The sequence below is a fragment of the Pseudomonas sp. 4CAES_32.4 genome, from assembly GCF_058136335.1.
Map to the genome: position 1 here is coordinate 3,497,612 of NZ_CM176882.1, position 16,962 is coordinate 3,514,573.

At 60.6% G+C, this 16,962-nt stretch carries 15 protein-coding genes; 11 read left to right on the forward strand and 4 right to left on the reverse strand.

The features are described from left to right. The first annotated feature begins 20 nt into the window (after positions 1 to 20). From AC3Y64_RS15515 to AC3Y64_RS15530, 4 genes are all read left to right on the forward strand, one after another. Complete coding sequence (locus AC3Y64_RS15515; RefSeq protein WP_489984345.1) at positions 21 to 1,739, forward strand: hydrogenase maturation protein; 1,719 nt, start codon at positions 21 to 23, stop codon at positions 1,737 to 1,739. A 432-nt stretch (positions 1,740 to 2,171) separates the two neighbouring features. Then, positions 2,172 to 3,035, forward strand: a complete 864-nt coding sequence (locus AC3Y64_RS15520) for a LysR family transcriptional regulator (protein WP_489984346.1) — start codon at positions 2,172 to 2,174, stop codon at positions 3,033 to 3,035. A gap of 112 nt (positions 3,036 to 3,147) precedes the next feature. Beyond that, the gene (locus tag AC3Y64_RS15525; protein WP_489984347.1) at positions 3,148 to 4,293 is read left to right on the forward strand and encodes a sterol desaturase/SRPBCC family protein; all 1,146 of its coding nucleotides are present in this window, start codon (positions 3,148 to 3,150) and stop codon (positions 4,291 to 4,293) included. Positions 4,294 to 4,349: 56 nt separating this feature from the next. Further along, positions 4,350 to 5,366: an SMP-30/gluconolactonase/LRE family protein gene (locus AC3Y64_RS15530; RefSeq protein ID WP_489987980.1), complete on the forward strand. Its 1,017-nt coding sequence runs from the start codon at positions 4,350 to 4,352 to the stop codon at positions 5,364 to 5,366. 133 nt (positions 5,367 to 5,499) lie between these two features. Here the strand turns inward: AC3Y64_RS15530 and AC3Y64_RS15535 are convergent, their stop codons facing one another. Together AC3Y64_RS15535 and AC3Y64_RS15540 are read right to left on the reverse strand one after the other, a co-directional pair. Next, the gene (locus tag AC3Y64_RS15535) at positions 5,500 to 5,664 is read right to left on the reverse strand and encodes a hypothetical protein (RefSeq protein ID WP_489984348.1); all 165 of its coding nucleotides are present in this window, start codon (positions 5,662 to 5,664) and stop codon (positions 5,500 to 5,502) included. A 109-nt stretch (positions 5,665 to 5,773) separates the two neighbouring features. Further along, entirely contained in the window at positions 5,774 to 6,016 is a 243-nt protein-coding gene (locus tag AC3Y64_RS15540) for an HP1242/YdcH family protein (RefSeq protein WP_158956589.1), read from the reverse strand. Between the two features lie 204 nt (positions 6,017 to 6,220). Between AC3Y64_RS15540 and AC3Y64_RS15545 the strand changes: the two genes are divergently transcribed. Continuing rightward, on the forward strand, positions 6,221 to 6,742 hold the full coding sequence (locus AC3Y64_RS15545) for a DUF4142 domain-containing protein (protein WP_489984349.1): 522 nt from the start codon (positions 6,221 to 6,223) through the stop codon (positions 6,740 to 6,742). Positions 6,743 to 6,801: 59 nt separating this feature from the next. On the opposite strand, the gene AC3Y64_RS15550 is transcribed toward AC3Y64_RS15545, so the two are convergent. After that, entirely contained in the window at positions 6,802 to 7,071 is a 270-nt protein-coding gene (locus tag AC3Y64_RS15550; protein WP_489984350.1) for a hypothetical protein, read from the reverse strand. 249 nt (positions 7,072 to 7,320) lie between these two features. On the opposite strand from AC3Y64_RS15550, the gene AC3Y64_RS15555 reads away from it, so the two are divergent. From AC3Y64_RS15555 to AC3Y64_RS15580, 6 genes are read left to right on the forward strand one after another with little or no spacing between them, the layout of a single operon-like run. Further along, positions 7,321 to 8,172, forward strand: a complete 852-nt coding sequence (locus AC3Y64_RS15555) for an STAS domain-containing protein (RefSeq protein WP_489984351.1) — start codon at positions 7,321 to 7,323, stop codon at positions 8,170 to 8,172. A gap of 3 nt (positions 8,173 to 8,175) precedes the next feature. Then, a complete protein-coding gene (locus AC3Y64_RS15560; protein ID WP_034155679.1) occupies positions 8,176 to 8,538 on the forward strand; it encodes an STAS domain-containing protein in 363 nt (120 codons plus the stop codon). Continuing rightward, complete coding sequence (locus AC3Y64_RS15565) at positions 8,535 to 8,939, forward strand: anti-sigma regulatory factor (RefSeq protein WP_008084828.1); 405 nt, start codon at positions 8,535 to 8,537, stop codon at positions 8,937 to 8,939. Before AC3Y64_RS15560 ends, AC3Y64_RS15565 begins: the two co-directional genes overlap by 4 nt. Next, on the forward strand, positions 8,936 to 9,946 hold the full coding sequence (locus AC3Y64_RS15570) for an ATP-binding protein (protein ID WP_489987981.1): 1,011 nt from the start codon (positions 8,936 to 8,938) through the stop codon (positions 9,944 to 9,946). Before AC3Y64_RS15565 ends, AC3Y64_RS15570 begins: the two co-directional genes overlap by 4 nt. Beyond that, the gene (locus AC3Y64_RS15575) at positions 9,939 to 10,814 is read left to right on the forward strand and encodes a sensor histidine kinase (protein WP_489984352.1); all 876 of its coding nucleotides are present in this window, start codon (positions 9,939 to 9,941) and stop codon (positions 10,812 to 10,814) included. Before AC3Y64_RS15570 ends, AC3Y64_RS15575 begins: the two co-directional genes overlap by 8 nt. Then, on the forward strand, positions 10,804 to 12,747 hold the full coding sequence (locus AC3Y64_RS15580; RefSeq protein ID WP_489984353.1) for a response regulator: 1,944 nt from the start codon (positions 10,804 to 10,806) through the stop codon (positions 12,745 to 12,747). The genes AC3Y64_RS15575 and AC3Y64_RS15580 overlap by 11 nt, the downstream gene beginning before the upstream one ends. A 1,568-nt stretch (positions 12,748 to 14,315) precedes the next feature. Here AC3Y64_RS15580 and AC3Y64_RS15585 read toward each other — a convergent pair. Beyond that, positions 14,316 to 16,949, reverse strand: a complete 2,634-nt coding sequence (locus AC3Y64_RS15585) for an excinuclease ABC subunit UvrA (RefSeq protein ID WP_489984354.1) — start codon at positions 16,947 to 16,949, stop codon at positions 14,316 to 14,318. Positions 16,950 to 16,962: the final 13 nt, after the last annotated feature.

Sequence of the window (16,962 nt, forward strand, 5' to 3'; positions counted from 1 at the left end):
CCCTCCAAGGAAGAGCAATCATGCATCCCCTCAAGATCATTCTGCTGTCGTCAGCATTCAACGGCCTGACTCAACGTGCCTGGCTGGATTTGCGCCAGGCCGGGCATTCTCCAAGCGTTGTGCTGTTCACCGATGACACTGCCGTGTGCGAGAAAATTGTGCACAGCGGCGCGGATCTGGTGATCTGCCCTTTCCTCAAAGACCGTGTGCCACAGGCGCTGTGGAGCAATACCGAGCGCCCGGTGGTGATCATTCATCCGGGCATCGTCGGCGATCGTGGTGCGAGCGCGCTGGATTGGGCGATCACCCACGAGCTGTCCATTTGGGGCGTCACGGCGTTGCAAGCGGTGGAAGAAATGGACGCTGGTCCGGTCTGGGCATCCTGCGAATTCAATTTGCCGAAGGGCCTGCGCAAGTCTGAGCTGTATAACGGCCAGGTCAGCGATGCGGCGATTCGTTGCATCCGCGAGGTGGTGGAAAAATTCGTCGAAGGTTTCACGCCGCTGCCGCTGGATTACACCAACCCCACGGTGCGCGGGCGTTTGCAGCCGAACATGAAACAGGTGGATCGCAGCTTCAGCTGGCACGATTGCGCACGGTTTATCAAACGCTGCATTGACGCGGCAGATGGCCAACCCGGCGTGCTGGCGAGCCTCGCCGGCGCTCAATATTACGTCTACGACGCGCACCTGGACTCGCGCAGCGGCAGGCCCGGGGAAATTCTCGCGGTGCATGACGATGCCGTGCTCGTCGCTGCCGGTGATCAGAGCCTGTGGATTGGCGCACTGCGGCGTAAGCCACAACCCGGCGAGGAAACGTTCAAGCAACCGGCGCGACATGTACTCACCGGGCAATTGACGGACGTGCCCGTACTGGACTGGTCGATTGCCACGCAGCCGTTCAGTGAGGAGGCGTATCAACCCGTTCGCTATCGCGAGTCCGGGCATGTCGGCGAGCTGACCTTCGAGTTCTATAACGGCGCCATGAGTACCGAACAATGCCAGCGCCTGGTTGCAGCGTTGCGCTGGGCCAAGGCGCGGGATACGCGGGTGCTGCTGATCAAGGGCGGCCGCGGCAGTTTTTCCAACGGTGTGCATTTGAATGTGATTCAAGCGGCGCAAGATCCCGGCGCTGAAGCCTGGGCCAATATTCAGGCGATCGACGATGTCTGCGCAGAACTGTTGAGCGCACGGCAACTGGTGGTCAGTGGCATAACGGGCAATGCCGGTGCTGGCGGTGTGATGCTGGCGCTGGCGGCTGACATCGTCTTCGCCCGCGCCGACATCGTGCTCAACCCGCATTACAAAAGCATGGGCCTGTATGGCTCCGAATACTGGACTTACAGCCTGCCGCGCGCCGTCGGCCCGGCTATGGCCGAGCAATTGACCCAGGCCTGTCTGCCGGTGAGCGCCGTGCAGGCGTGGCAACTGGGCATGATTCAGGAAATTGGCCCACGCTGCCCGGACGAGTTTTCGCTGTGGCTGTTGCAGCGGGCCAACGCTACGTTGAGCGACCCGACCTACGCCGCCGTGCGTGAGCGCAAGTCGCGGATCGATCAGGTGCTGATCAAGCAATGCCGCGAGGCCGAGCTGCAAGAAATGCAGGAAGACATGCTCTACAACCGCAATCAGTTCGCCGAGAAGTGCCGAAATTTCGTGTACAAGCGCAAGGCCTGCGGCACGCCCGCGCGGTTGGTCGAAGATTGGGCGCGGACAGGTGAGATTGAACTGACCGAATGATCTTCAGCGTCAGCGATGGCCCTATCGCTAGCAGGGCTAGCTCCCACAGGGTTTTGGGGTGTGGCTGAGATTGGTGCCAATCCACAAACACTGTGGGAGCCAGCCCTGCTGGCGATAGCGGTGGGTCAGCCGATGAAGATGCTGGCTGTGCTGGCCCTATCGCTAGCAGGGCTAGCTCCCACAGGGTTTTGGGGTGTGGTTGGGATTAGTGCCATTCCACAAACACTGTGGGAGCCAGCCCTGCTGGCGATGGCGGTGGGTCAGCCGATGAAGATGCTGGCTGTGCTGGCCCTATCGCTAGCAGGGCTAGCTCCCACAGGGTTTTGGGGTGTGGTTGGGATTGAGGGCAGTCCACAAAACCTGTGGGAGCCTGGCTTGCCAGCGATGAACGATGGCGCGGACAATGCGCCCACCTCAAACACCGGCCCGCCCATGGACATCGATCTCGCTCGCACCTTTCTGGAAATCGTCCGCCACGGCAGCCTCGCCGCTGCCGCGCAGAAATTGTTCGTCACGCAAACGGCGATCACCGCGCGCGTGCAGAAACTCGAAAGCCAGCTGGGCAGTACGCTGTTCGTGCGCAACCGCGCCGGGGCGAAGCTGACGCCCAACGGCGAGGCCTTCGTCATTTACGCCAATCAACTGGTGCAAACCTGGGAAGCCGCCCGCCGCGACCTGCCGTTGCCCGAGGGCTATCACAACGTTCTGCACATCGGCGGCGAAGTCAGCCTGTGCAACCCGTTGATGCTCAGTTGGGCCGCCGAATTACGCGAAAAAATCCCCGGCCATGCTTTGCGCATGGAGATCCGCGACGGCGAAAACCTGCTGCGCCAACTCGAGCTCGGCGTGCTCGATGCTGCGCTGGTGTATCAACCGGAATACTGGCCCGGTCTGCAGGTCGAGCAGGTGCTGGAAGAAAAGCTGATTCTGGTGCGTACGCCTGATCGCGCCGAGCCCTACGTCTACATCGACTGGGGCCCGGACTTCCGGCGTCAGCACGACGCCGCCCTGCCGGAAAAGGCCAAAGCCGCGTTGAGTTTCAACCTCGGCCCGCTGGCCCTGCAATACATCCTCGAACACGGCGGCAGCGGCTATTTCCGCACGCGCGTGGTGCGCACGTATCTGGAAAGCGGTGCCCTGGAAGCAGTAACCAAGGCGCCGGAATTTGGCTACCCGACCTATCTGGTGTACTCCCGTGACCGCGACTCGCAGATCCTGCAGCAAGCCTTCGATCTGCTGCGCGAAGTGATCAGGGCCGATGACGATTGGTCACAGCGCTGGAACCCGTTGAGCTGAGTCGTGCGTTTTACACCGGATCATGGCGCAACTGTCCTCAAGGTCCGGCCTGCACAAATGGCCGGATCGGCTAATCTGCCGGGTATAACCACAATCCCGACAGGTGAGCGCAGTGAGGCAGACCACTGAGGTATTCCGCAGCCGTTACCGCGCAGCTATACATCCGCGCTACAACCCATGGCTGCACGGTGCGTTTGTACTGGTGTTCGGTGTGCTGGCCATCGTCGCGTTCGGCAGCACCGTGCAGCAGGTCAGCCCGCTGGAATGGCTGAGCGTGCCGCTGTCCCTGTTGCTCTTCAATTTTGGCGTGTACATGGTCCATCGCCACCTCGGCCATCACAAAAAGTCGTTTGCGAAAATGTTTTATGCCCGGCACGCCGGCGACCATCACAGCTTCTTCACCCCCGGCCACATGACTTACGACAACGCCCGCGACTGGCGGGTGATTCTGTTTCCGGCGTGGCTGATCGTCCTGCATACACTGGTGATCACCCTGCCGCTGTGGTGGTTGATCGCGCAAGTGAACGGCAATGTCGCCGGGCTGTTTGCCGGCTGCATGGTTCTCGGTTATCTGACTTACGAGGTGTTCCACGCCTGCGAACACCTGCCGCCGAGCAATCCGGTGACGCGCCTGCCGTGGATTCGCCAGATGCGTCGTCTGCACGAGCTGCACCACCGCCGCGAGCGCATGCAGGAGCGCAATTTCAATATCGTCCTGCCGTTGATGGACTACCTGTTCGGCACTCTGTACTGGGAGCCGGAACCCGCCCCTTTGAGCTATACGAGAATGCCCATGACCCGCATGCAGCACCAGATCGACATCGCCGGCGAACCGGTTGCCGTGCTCGCCTACGCCGCCAGCGTCAGCCGTTGGCCGGAATGGCATCCGTCATCGCTGAGGATCGACGGCCCGCACGGTCCGCTGCATGCCGGGGCGCATTTCGAAGAGGACATCAACGCCGGCGGCCGCGATGGGCATTTGCGCTGGGAAGTCACGGAATACCTGCCCGGACGGCGCTGGTGCGCGCGGGCTCAGGGCGATCACGGCCTGTCGTTGCTGTTGACCTACGAGTGCTCAGCAGAAGGCCACGGCACACGTTTTGTGCGCACCCTGGATTATCGCTTTGCGGGGCTGGGCATGCGCATCGCCAATCAACTGCTGCTCAAACGGCGCATTGATCGCGAATCCGCCGCATCGCTGCTGGCACTGCGTGACATGGCTGCTCAATACATCGCCTCAGCGAGGGCCAGCGCGTGAAGGTGCGGTTTATCCTGTTGCTGCTGATCCTGCTCGTCGTTGGTTTTCTGCTGCTGATGCCGACCCGTATCGAGCCGGTGGCCTGGTCACCTCAACCCGCGCCCTCACTCGCCGAGGGGCTCTACGCGGAAAACCAGAAACTCAAGGCTGCCGCACAGATCGGCCCGAGCGATATCGAAGGCCCGGAAGCGTTGCTGCTGGAAGAAGAATTTCTGATCACCGGGCTGCATGACGGGCGACTGATCCGCACCAGTCTCGATGGCAAGGAACGCAAAGTGCTGGCAGACACCGGTGGCCGTCCGTTGGGGTTGGCGCGGCATCCGAATGGCTTGCTGGTGATTGCCGACGGAGTCAAAGGCTTGCTGTCCCTCGACGCGCAAAGGCGGTTGATTCCCCTGACCACCGCCGCCAACGGCCTGGATTTCGGTTTTACCGATGACGTGGCGATCGACAAATCCGGGCATTACGCTTATTTCAGCGACGCCTCCAGCCGTTGGGGCTACGGGCATGACGGTGAGGCGATCATCGAACACGGCGGCGATGGCCGGTTGCTGCGCTATGACTTCCAGACCGGCAAAACCGAAGTGCTGCTGGACAAACTGCAGTTCGCCAACGGCGTGACTCTCGGTCCGGACGAGGCCTATGTGCTGGTCAACGAAACGGGGGCCTATCGCATCAGCCGTTATTGGCTGACCGGTCCCAAGGCTGGCACTCATGACCTGTTCATCGACAATTTGCCGGGGCTGCCGGACAACCTCGCGTTCAATGGCAGTAACCGCTTTTGGGTCGCGCTGTATGCGCCGCGCAATGCCTTGCTTGATGGCACGGCCGGGCATCCGTTCGTGCGCAAGATGATCGTCCGAGCGTTGATGGTGGTGCCCGCACCGGTGGACAAGCGTGGGTTTGTGCTGGGGCTGGATCTTGAGGGCAAGGTGATTGCGAATCTGCAGGATGCGAGCAGCGGCAATTATTCGCCGATCACCACGGTGCGCGAGTATGGGCCGTGGTTGTATTTCGGGTCGTTGAAGGCGACACATATGGCGCGGATGCCGTTGGATGCGGCCCTGAAGTGAACCGATGTTTTGCTGTTGAATTGACTGACGCTATCGCTAGCAGGGCTAGCTCCCACAAGGTTCTGTGGGGTATGCAAATGTTGTGTTCACCACCCTCCACTGTGGGAGCTGGGTTGCCAGCGATAGCGGCCTGTCAGTTGCTGGATTTATCGAATTTTTCCGGATCTTCATCTTCAGGCAATTTCTCGTCCGGCTCTTCAGGATTGGCCGTGGTGTGCGCCGGGCTGTTCGGTTCGGGATGGGTCGGAACCGGGTCAAAAGCGCCCTGCTCTTCACTGGGGAATTTGGGATCGTTCATAAGGCACCTCGCTAAGAGTCGGTAGAAGGAGACTCTGAACATTCGAGGTGCCGGTCTTGCCTGTCGTTCCAGTCGATTCACCACCGATGGTCGGTGGCGCGACTGGCGGTCAGGTTCGAGCCTGTAACTGCTCGACAATCTTGTCTTTGACCTGCAAGCGCTTCTCTTTGAGTTTTTTCAGGGTGTCGTCGCTGGGCGCATCCGAGGTCGCCGTCTCGGCCTTGACTACATCGGCGTCTGCCTGGGAATACTTGTTGATCAGTGCATCCAGATGGGGATCCTCGGTGCGTTTTTGCTGGATCTCTTCCTTCGTAAGCTTCAAGTCCTGTAACAAATCATGGGTCACCGGCATGGAACACCTCCGTCAGTTGATCGGCAGTCAGCGCGACCGATTGCGCTGACCCGTTATCAGAATGGCCTCGGTTGGGGCGTTCTGTCGACCTCCAGTCAGACCAGCGGTGTCCGTTCGTCGCCCTGTCGCAAATGCGATAAAACCTTTGATCGCAGCGATGCCTCCATTGGTTAACACCAACAAAAACTGCGTGGAGATACACCAATGGACGGATTCAACCTGCGTCATCTGGTTCTGGCTGTCGCTTTGAGCACCGGCATGGGCAGCGCCTTCGCCGCGACCGACAATGACTTCGTCGATAACGCCGCAGCCGGTGGCATTGCCGAAATCGAAGCCAGTCGACTGGCCTTGGAAAAGAGCCAATCGGCGGACATCAAAGCCTTCGCCAACATGATGATCACTGATCACGGCAAGGCCAACGATGAACTGGCAACCATTGCCAAAGCCCACGACATCGAAGTCCCAGACACGACGACCTTGGTCAAACAGGCCAAAGAAAAAATCCTCGACATGCGCGATGAATCCTTCGACGCCGCTTACGCCAACAATCAGGTGAAAGCGCACGAAGAAACCATTGAGCTGTTCAAGAAACAAGCCAATACCGTGACTGACGACCGAACCAAAGGCGCGCCTGAACTGAAAGCGTTTGCGCAGAAAATGCTGCCGGCGCTGGAAAAACACCTCGCCGCTGCCAAAGAGCTGCAAGCCAAGCACCCTAGCAAGTAATCCTCAAGCGATAAAAAAGGCCGCATCCATTGGATGCGGCCTTGTCGTATCTGTGCAAATCAACCGCCATCGGTATCGATATCAGCATCCGTCTCCTCGCCTGGTTTAGCGCGATCCGGCTGTGGTTCGAAGCCTGGGCTGAACTCGTTGTCGTTGTCGGTATGTTTTTGCTTCTGATCCACTTCCGGATCCGCACTCTGCGCTTGCCCGTCCTCACCTTGCTGCTGCGTCGGCGCCGGTTGCCCCGGTACTTGGGGGTCAATCGCTGGATCATTGCGGTCAATCGGTTCGCCAGACTGATTCTGTTGTTGCTTCGAATGCTCGTTCATGGTCACCTCGTTCGTTAAAGCAAGCGCGACTGAAACCCGTCGGGCCTTGAAGATTCGAAGCCAGTACCACGCCAACGTTCAAAACATCGCCGCACTCAGTCACGACGACTAGAGTTACCGGGGCGTTCCTTGCGCCAGATCAAAAATATCCACGCAAGAACGGACAACTATTTTGAACGGCAAATGTCATTGATTTCGCGCCGATCATTTATCTGGATCGGCCCCCATTCGCTACGGAGCAACAGGCACATGGCAGCACTGCAGAACAGCACACTCGATGCGATGAAAAACCAACAAACCCAACTGCTGGGCGAATGGATCAACGGCCTGCAAAGCAGCGGCGCCACGCGTAATTTGAAAGAACACGATTTGCAGCAGCAGACCAGTGAGTTCCTGCAACTGGTGATCAGCGGCGTCGACAATGGCAACGGCACCAACATCGCCGCGCAGGGTTGGGAAGCCACCCGCCAGTTCCTCGAAAAGCTCTCCCACAGCCGTGCCCTGCTCGGTCAGGACTCGCAACAAACCGCGAGTTTCATCTTTGCCCTCAAAGGCCCGCTGTTCAATCTGTTGCAAGCGCACTACAAAGACCAACCCGCCCTGCTCGCCGAACAGCTCTGGGAAATTTCCGAACTGCTCGACGCCCTCGGCATGCACACCATCCGCACCTTCCAGAAATCCCGTGAAGCGGTGATCAAGCGTCAGCAGGAAGAACTGCTGGAGCTGTCGACCCCGGTGGTCAAGTTGTGGGACGGCGTACTCGCCCTGCCGATGATCGGCACCCTCGACTCGCAACGCACGCAAGTGGTGATGGAGTCGCTGCTGCAACGCATCGTCGACACCGGTTCGGAAATCGCCATCATCGACATCACCGGCGTGCCGACCGTCGACACCCTGGTCGCCCAGCACTTGCTGAAAACCGTCACGGCGATTCGCCTGATGGGCGCTGACTGCATCATCAGCGGCGTGCGTCCGCAAATCGCGCAAACCATCGTGCATCTGGGCCTCGACCTGCAAGGCGTGGTGACCAAGGCCAATCTGGCTGACGCACTGAAACTGGCCCTGACCCGTCTGGGTGTCAGCCTCGTCAAGACGGCTTGAGTCATGGAACGTATCCCGATTCTCCAGATGGGCGACTTTCTGCTGGTGACCATCCAGGTCGACATGCATGACCAGCTCGCCCTGACGCTGCAAGACGACCTGTCCGAACGCATCAGCAAAACCTCGGCACGCGGGGTGTTGATCGACATCTCGGCGCTGGACATGGTCGACTCGTTCATCGGCCGCATGATCGGCACGATTTCCGGCCTGTCGAAAATCATGGACGCCGAGACCGTATTGGTCGGCATGCAGCCGGCGGTCGCGATTACGCTGGTTGAGCTCGGCATGACCTTGCCCGGCGTCAGCACCGCGCTGAACGTCGAGCGGGGGATGAAACTGCTACGGGAACGAGTACTGCAACAATGACCGTGCGCAGTAGCGGTACTCAACCCATTCATATCGAGCAAGACGTGGTGCTGGCGCGCCAGACCGCACGCAAGCTGGCGACAGAGTGCGGCATGCGCCTGATCGACCTGACCAAAATGGTCACCGCCGTCAGCGAGCTGGCACGCAACACCATGGTCTACGGTGGCGGCGGCGACATGGACTGGCAGATTCTCGATGAGGATCACAAGGTCGGTCTGCGCCTGACGTTTCGCGACGAAGGGCCGGGCATTCCCGACCTGAAACTGGCGATGACCGACGGCTGGACCTCCGGCAGCGGCATGGGCCTGGGGCTCACGGGCGCCAAGCGTCTGGTCGAAGAGTTCGAACTGGACACCGAGCCCGGCAAAGGCACGCGCATAACGATTACCCGATGGACATGAATATTGTCGGGTCGCTGACCCAGGTTCTGTTGATCGAAGACAGCAGTCAGATTGGCCATGCCCGGCGCACCGCGCAGCAACTGGCCGAACAGCATGGCTTTGACGAACGCGATGCCGGGCGTGTCGCTCTGGTTGCGACGGAACTGGCCAGTAATGTGCTCAAGCACGCCACGCACGGCGAACTGCATTTGCGGGTGTTGCCTCGGCCTGCAGGCTTCGGTATCGAAATGCTTGCGGTGGACCGTGCGCAGGGCTTTGATCTGCAGGCCTGCATGGCCGACGGGTTTTCCACCGGTGGCACGCAGGGCATCGGCCTCGGCGCGGTTTCGCGGCAGACCGAGGTGTTCGACGTCTATGCCGATGCCCGTGGCGCGGTCCTGTTGGCGCGACTGTACCCGCGCAGCGACCGCGATCCGGATATCCGTTATGGCGTCAGCCAGCACTCGTTGCACAACGATCCGGCGTGCGGCGACGTCTGGCACCTGACGTATGAAGGCGCCAGCATCAGCGCGCTGGTGATCGATGGCCTCGGCCATGGCGAGGAAGCTGAACGCGCCGCTCGTGCGGGGGCGCAAGCCTTTGCCCTGACGCCGTTTGCTGACCCGGTGATGCTGATGGAAGACCTGCACCGCGACATGATCGGCACCCGCGGTGGCGCCGTTGCGTTTACGCAGTTCGACGGCACACGCGACAGCTTGACCTTCGCCGGGGTGGGCAATATTGGCGCCAGCCTGATCGCTGCTGACAAATCCCGCGGTCTGGCCTCGCATCCGGGTATCGTCGGTGTGCAATACCGAAAAGCCCGGCCTTTTGACTATGCTCACGTGAACGGACATCTTTTGATCATGTACAGCGACGGCTTACAGTCCCGTTGGAATCTACAAGACTACCCCGGCCTGGTGCATCGCCACCCCGCCGTGATAGCCAGCGTCCTGCACCGCGACTTCAGTCGCGGGCGTGACGATGCAACAGTATTGGTCGTTGCCCTGGAGGCCGCCCATGGCTGAGTCACCCATTTTGAGCAACGCCGAACAGGCCGTGCTCATCGCGCAATTGCAGAGCGAAACCGTGGCGTTGCGCGAAGAGCTCGATGAAACCAATCAGGGCGTGCTGGCGCTGTATGCCGAACTTGACGAACAAGCCGAAGAATTGCGCCAGGCCTCGGATCTGAAAAGCCGTTTTCTGTCATACATGAGCCACGAATTCCGCACGCCACTGGGCTCGATCCTCAGCATCAACAGCCTGCTCGCCGATGAACTCGACGGCCCGCTCAGCCCTGAACAACACAAGCAGGTGGCGTTCGTCAGCACCGCTGCCCGCGAACTCAGCGACATGGTCGATGACCTACTCGATCTGGCGAAGATCGAGGCCGGGCGTATCACGATTTCCCCGGCCTGGTTCGACATGTTCGACCTGTTCTCCGCGCTGCGCGGGATGTTTCGGCCGATTGTCGATGCCAGTGCGGTGGATCTTATTTTTGAAGAGCCTGTCGGTTTGCCGCGCCTGTACACCGACGACAAGAAACTCGGGCAGATCCTGCGCAACTTCATTTCCAACTCGCTGAAGTTCACCACCCGTGGCGAAGTGCGGGTATCGGCGCGCCTGGAATCCGAAGACAAAGTGCGTTTTGCCGTCAGTGACACCGGAATCGGTATCGCACCGGAGCTGCATGGTGCATTGTTCGAGGACTTTTCCCAGGTCGACTCGCCGTTGCAGAAACGTCTGCGCGGCACCGGGCTGGGCCTGTCACTGTGCAAACGCTTCGCGGCCCTGCTTGGCGGTGAAGTCGGGCTGGAAAGCACGCCGGGGGTCGGTTCAACCTTCTTCGTGATCATTCCACTGGCGATCGCTCTGGAGAACGTCGATGAAACGTGACATCCGCCTGTTGATCGTCGACGACAACGTCGCCACCCGTTACGCCCTGCGCCGACGACTCGAGCGCCACGGTTACGAGGTGCTGGAGGCCGGCACCGGTACTGACGGGCTCGCGCTGATCGAGAGCGAGCCGCTCGATGCGCTGATTCTCGACGTCAACCTGCCGGACATGAGCGGCTTCGACATCGTGCGCATTCTGCGCGCCGATACACGCACCGCCCTGCTGCCGGTGATTCACGTCTCCGCCGCATCGATCCAGACCGGCGACATCATCACCGGCCTCGACGCCGGCGCCGATGCTTACCTGATTCACCCCGTCGACCCGGACGTGTTGCTGGCAACCTTGCGTACGCTACTGCGCGTGCGCGATACCGAAAACGCCCTGCGCGAGAGTGAGGCGCGCTTTCGCGAGATCTTCGTCAACGTATCAGCGCCGATTGCCGTGCTCGACGCCAATCTCAAAGTGCACGAGTGCAACCATGCCTTCGCCCAGCTGATTGTCGATAATCAGGACACCAAGACCCTGCGCGAATGCTTCGCTGACGATCAAAGCGCAATCCTCAACGAATTACGCCTGCGCCTGGTCGATGGCGAGCGCTGGAAAGGCACGCTGAACATGCGTGTGCAGGGCCAGCTTCGCGAGACCGAATGGCAGATTTCGCCGTATCGCACGCCGGAGTTGAGCCTGGTCTTCGTCGAGGATGTCACCGAGCACCGCCACCGCGAACGCTCGCATCTGGCACGGCTGAACGACACCACCACGCAACTGGCCAAGGAAGTCGCCGAGCGCGTGCGTGCCGAATCGCAATTGCTGCAAGTGCAGAAGATGGATGCGCTGGGCAAACTCACCGGCGGCATCGCCCACGACTTCAACAACCTGCTGACCGGGATCATCACCAGTCTGGAACTGATCCAGAAACGCATCGCCGATGATCGCCTGGACAAGGTGCAGTTCTATACCGAAGCGGCCTTGAATTCGGCAATGAGTGCCGCGTCGCTGACCCATCGCTTACTGGCCTTTGCCCGCCAGCAGCCGCTGGACACCCGGCCCGTGGATATCAACGAACAGGTACGCTCGCTGGAAGAGTTGCTGGGGCGCACCATCGGCGAACGGATCACCCTCAAGCTTGAGTTGACCAGCAAACCGGCGATCGCGCTGGTCGACCCGGTGCAGCTGGAAAGCGCGGTGTTGAATCTGGTGATCAACGCCCGTGATGCCCTGCCTTCGGGTGGCAACATCTGGGTCAATACTTATGCCGCGTATTCCCATGGCGATCCGAACCTGGCCGATGGCGCTTATGTGGCGCTGTCGGTGCGCGATGACGGTACGGGGATCGAGCACAACGTGATCGATAAGGTGTTCGATCCGTTCTTCACCACCAAACCACTGGGCCAGGGCACGGGGCTCGGGTTGTCGACAATTTATGGTTTTGCCCGTCAATCGGGCGGCGATGCGCACATCCGCAGCGTGGCCCGGCGCGGCACTGAAGTGACAATCATGTTGCCCGCCACCAGCGACCCGACAGGCGCGGACATTCCCGCACCAGTGGTCGATCCGCAAGGCACGGGCGAGCATGTGTTGATTGTCGAAGACATGCCATCGGTGCGCATGTTCGTCACCGAAGTGCTGGAGGACGCCGGTTATCGCTGCACCCAGGCGGCGGACATCGAAACGGCGCTGGAGCGTTTGCAGAACGATCCCTCGATCAACCTGCTGCTGACCGACGTCGGCCTGCCGCGTATGAGCGGACGGGAATTGGCCGATGTGGCGCGGGGCTGGCGTGATGGCTTGCCGATCCTGTTCATGACCGGTTATGCGGAAACCGCGATCAACCGTCAGGTGTTTTTGGGCAGCGGCATGGACATGCTGGTCAAGCCATTCCAGATCAGTGAGCTGCTCGACAAGGTCCGCCGCACGCTCGACGGCGCCTGATGCACCGCCATCGCTGGCAAGCCAGCTCCCACACAGGGTTTTGGGTGTACCGAAAGATTGATCACACCACACAAAACTGTGGGAGCTAGCCCTGCTAGGGATGAGGCCAGTCGGATCGCCGCAGTTATCGGCTCAAGGCCTTCGCCAGAAACGGCGCGGTTTGGCCTTCTTGCTTGGGTCAGATCAGTTGCTTCATCAGTGGCTGACACTCCGCCATCGCTAGCAGGCCTAGCTCCCACACAGGGTTTTGGGTGTACCGAAAGATTGGTTACACCACACAAAACGGTGGGAGCTAGCCCTGCTAGCGATGAGGCCAGTCGGATCGCCGCAATTATCGGCTCAAGGCCTTCGCCAGAAATGGCGCGGTTTGGCCTTCTTGCTTGGGTCAGATCAGTTGCTTCATCAGTGGCTGACACTCCGCTATCGCTAGCAGGGCTAGCTCCCACAAGGGTTTTGGGTGTACCGAAAGATTGGTCACACCACACAAACTGTGGGAGCTAGCCCTGCTAGCGATGAGGCCAGTCGGATCGCCGCAATTATCGGCTCAAGGCCTTCGCCAGAAATGGCGCGGTTTGGCCTTCTTGCTTGGGTCAGATCAGGTGCTTCATCAGTGGCTGACACTCCGCCATCGCTAGCAGGGCTAGCTCCCACAAGGGTTTTGGGTGTACCGAAAGATTGGTCACACCGTAAAAAACTGTGGGAGCTAGCCCTGCTAGCGATTAGGCCAGTCGGATCGCCGCAATTATCGGCTCAAGGCCTTCGCCAGGAATGGCGCGGTTTGGCCTTCTTGCTTGGGTCAGATCAGTTGCTTCATTAGTGGCTGACACTCCGCTATCGCTAGCAGGGCTAGCTCCCACAAGGGTTTTGGGTGTACCGAAAGATTGGTTACACCACAAAAAACTGTGGGAGCTAGCCCTGCTAGCGATGAGGCCAGTCGGATCGCCGCGATTATCGGCTCAAGGCCTTCGCTAGAAATGGCGCCGTTCGGCTCTTCTTGCTTGGGTCAGATCAGTTGCTTCATCAGTGGCTGACACTCCGCTATCGCTAGCAGGGCTAGCTCCCACAAGGGTTTTGGGTGTACCGAAAGATTGATCACACCACACAAAACTGTGGGAGCTAGCCCTGCTAGCGATGAGGCCAGTCGGATCGTCGCGATTATCGGCTCAAAGCCTTCGCCAGAAATGGCGCGGTTCAGCTCTTCTTGCTTGGGTCAGATCAGGTGCTTCATCAGTGGCTGACACTCCGCCATCGCTAGCAGGGCTAGCTCCCACAAGGGTTTTGGGTGTACCGAAAGATTGGTCACACCGTAAAAAACTGTGGGAGCTAGCCCTGCTAGCGATGAGGCCAGTCGGACCGGCGTAATTATCGGCTCAAGGCCTTCGCCAGAAATGGCGCGGTTTGGCCTTCTTGCTTGGGTCAGATCAGGTGCTTCATCAGTGGCTGACACTCCGCCATCGCTAGCAGGGCTAGCTCCCACACAGGTTTTTGGGTGTACCGAGGGATTGGTCACACCACACAAACTGTGGGAGCTAGCCCTGCTAGCGATGAGGCCAGTCGGATCGGCGCAACTATCGGCTCAAGGCCTTCGCCAGGAATGGCGCGGTTCGGCTCTTCTTGCTCGCGGCGACTTTCTGCGGTGTGCCCGCCACGACAATCTTGCCGCCCTGATCCCCCGCTCCCGGGCCGATGTCGATCACCCAGTCACTCTGCGCGACCACGCGCATTTCGTGTTCGACCACGATCACCGTGTGCCCCGCCGTCACCAGCGTATCGAGTTGTTCCAATAGCCGATCGACATCGCGCGGATGCAGGCCCGTGGTCGGTTCATCCAGCACATACAACGTTGCGCCACGCTGATTGCGCTGCAGCTCGGTCGCCAGTTTGATTCGCTGCGCTTCGCCGCCGGACAGTTCTGTGGCCGGTTGGCCGAGGCGCAGATAGCCCAGGCCAATGTCACGCAAGACCTCCAGCGAACGGCGAATCCCCGGCTGCTCGGCAAACACCGTCACCGCTTCATCGACGGTCAATTGCAGAATCTGGGCGATGCTCAAGCCTTCCCAGCGAATCGCCAGAGTCTGCGGGTTGTAGCGCGCGCCGTGACAGGTCGGGCACGGCGCATACACGCTGGGCATGAACAGCAACTCAACACTGACAAACCCTTCGCCCTCACAGGTGGCGCAGCGGCCCTTGGCGACGTTGAAGGAAAACTGCCCGGCGTCATACCCCGCCTCCCGCGCCTCAGGGGTGGCGGCGAACAGCTTGCGCACGTTGTCGAACAGCCCGGTGTAAGTCGCCAGATTGGAGCGCGGCGTGCGACCAATCGGTTTCTGATCAACCTGCACCAGACGCTTGATCGATTCCAGCCCGGAACTGACCTGCCCGCTGCTGACCTGCGGCGCGTCGTCTTCGAGGCTGAGTTCTTCAGGCTCGCTCTCCACTGTCGCACGGCCCAATTGCGCGCCGACCAGCTCCAGCAGCGCCTGACTGACCAGACTCGATTTACCGGAGCCGGACACACCGGTCACCGAGGTAAAGCAGCCCAACGGGAATTCGGCGCTGAGGTTGTTCAGATTATTGCGGGTGATGCCGTCGAGTTTCAGCCACGCCGTCGGTTTACGCGCCGCACGGGTCGGCCGCTGTGTTTCAGCAAACAGATAGGCGCGAGTCTGTGACGCCTCGATTCCGGCCAACCCCGCCGGCGGGCCGCTGTACAACACCTGGCCGCCCTTCTCGCCCGCCGCCGGCCCCACATCAATCAACCAGTCAGCGCGGCGCATGGTTTCCACGTCATGCTCGACGACAAACAGCGTGTTGCCGTCAGCCTTCAAGCGCTGCAACGCCTCGAACAGCGCCTCGCCGTCGGCCGGATGCAACCCGGCGGACGGCTCGTCGAGTACGTAGATCACGCCAAACAACTGCGAACCCAACTGCGTCGCCAGGCGTAAGCGCTGCAATTCACCGGACGACAGCGTCGGCGTGCTGCGCTCCAGCGCCAGGTAACCGAGGCCAAGGTCGGTCAGCGTACTGACCCGCTCCAGCAGATCCTCGGCAATGCGCTGCGCCGCCAGACGCTTCTCCAGTGACAGGTTCGGCGTATGCCGCACATCCGGTGCACTGGCGTGCCCGCTGGCGCCGTGGGCCACGCGCTGCTGGCGGGCCTCGCGGGTTTGCGCATGGCTCAAGGTCTCGCCGGTTTCGTCGGCATGTTCGAGATAACTCGCCGCCGCCACCGGCCTGAGCACCTCAGCGACTTGCAACAGCGGCATCTGCGACAGCCCACCGATGTCATACCCGGCAAACTTTACCGACAACGCCTCACGCTTCAGGCGCTTGCCGTCACACAACGGGCAAGGGCTGCCGAGCATGAATTGCGACACGCGCTTCTTCATCAGCGCGCTCTGCGAATGGGTGAACGTGTGCAGGATGTAACGCCGCGCCCCGGTGAAGGTGCCTTGATAACTCGGCTCCATCTTGCGCTTGAGGGCGACGCGGGTTTCTTCCGGGGTCAGCCCTGCGTACACCGGCACGGTCGGGGTTTCTTCGGTAAAGAGAATCCAGTCGCGCTGCTTTTTCGGCAGTTTCTTCCACGGGATGTCGACGTCGATGCCCATGGTCACGAGGATGTCGCGCAGGTTCTGCCCCTGCCACGCCAAGGGCCACGACGCCACGGCACGCTGGCGAATGGTCAGGTTCGGGTCCGGCACCATCAGCGCCTCGGTGACTTCGTAAACCCGGCCGAGGCCGTGGCAGTCCGAGCAAGCGCCTTGTGGCGTGTTCGGCGAAAAGTCTTCGGCGTAGAGCATCGGCTGCCCCGGCGGATAACTGCCGGCGCGGGAATAGAGCATGCGGATCAGGCTCGACAACGTGGTGACGCTGCCCACCGACGACCGCGTGCTCGGCGTGCCACGCTGTTGTTGCAGGGCCACGGCCGGCGGCAGGCCTTCGATGGAGTCGACATCCGGCACGCCGACCTGGTCGATCAGCCGCCGCGCATACGGCGCCACCGACTCGAAGTAACGCCGCTGAGCCTCGGCATACAAGGTGGAAAAGGCCAGTGACGACTTGCCCGAACCGGACACCCCGGTGAACACCACCAGCGCGTCGCGAGGAATATCGACGTCGACGTTCTTCAGATTGTGTTCACGGGCACCACGCACCCGCACCATGCCGGCGGGCGCTTTCGAATTTCGCTTGGAAGTCATTGACGGGCCTTGC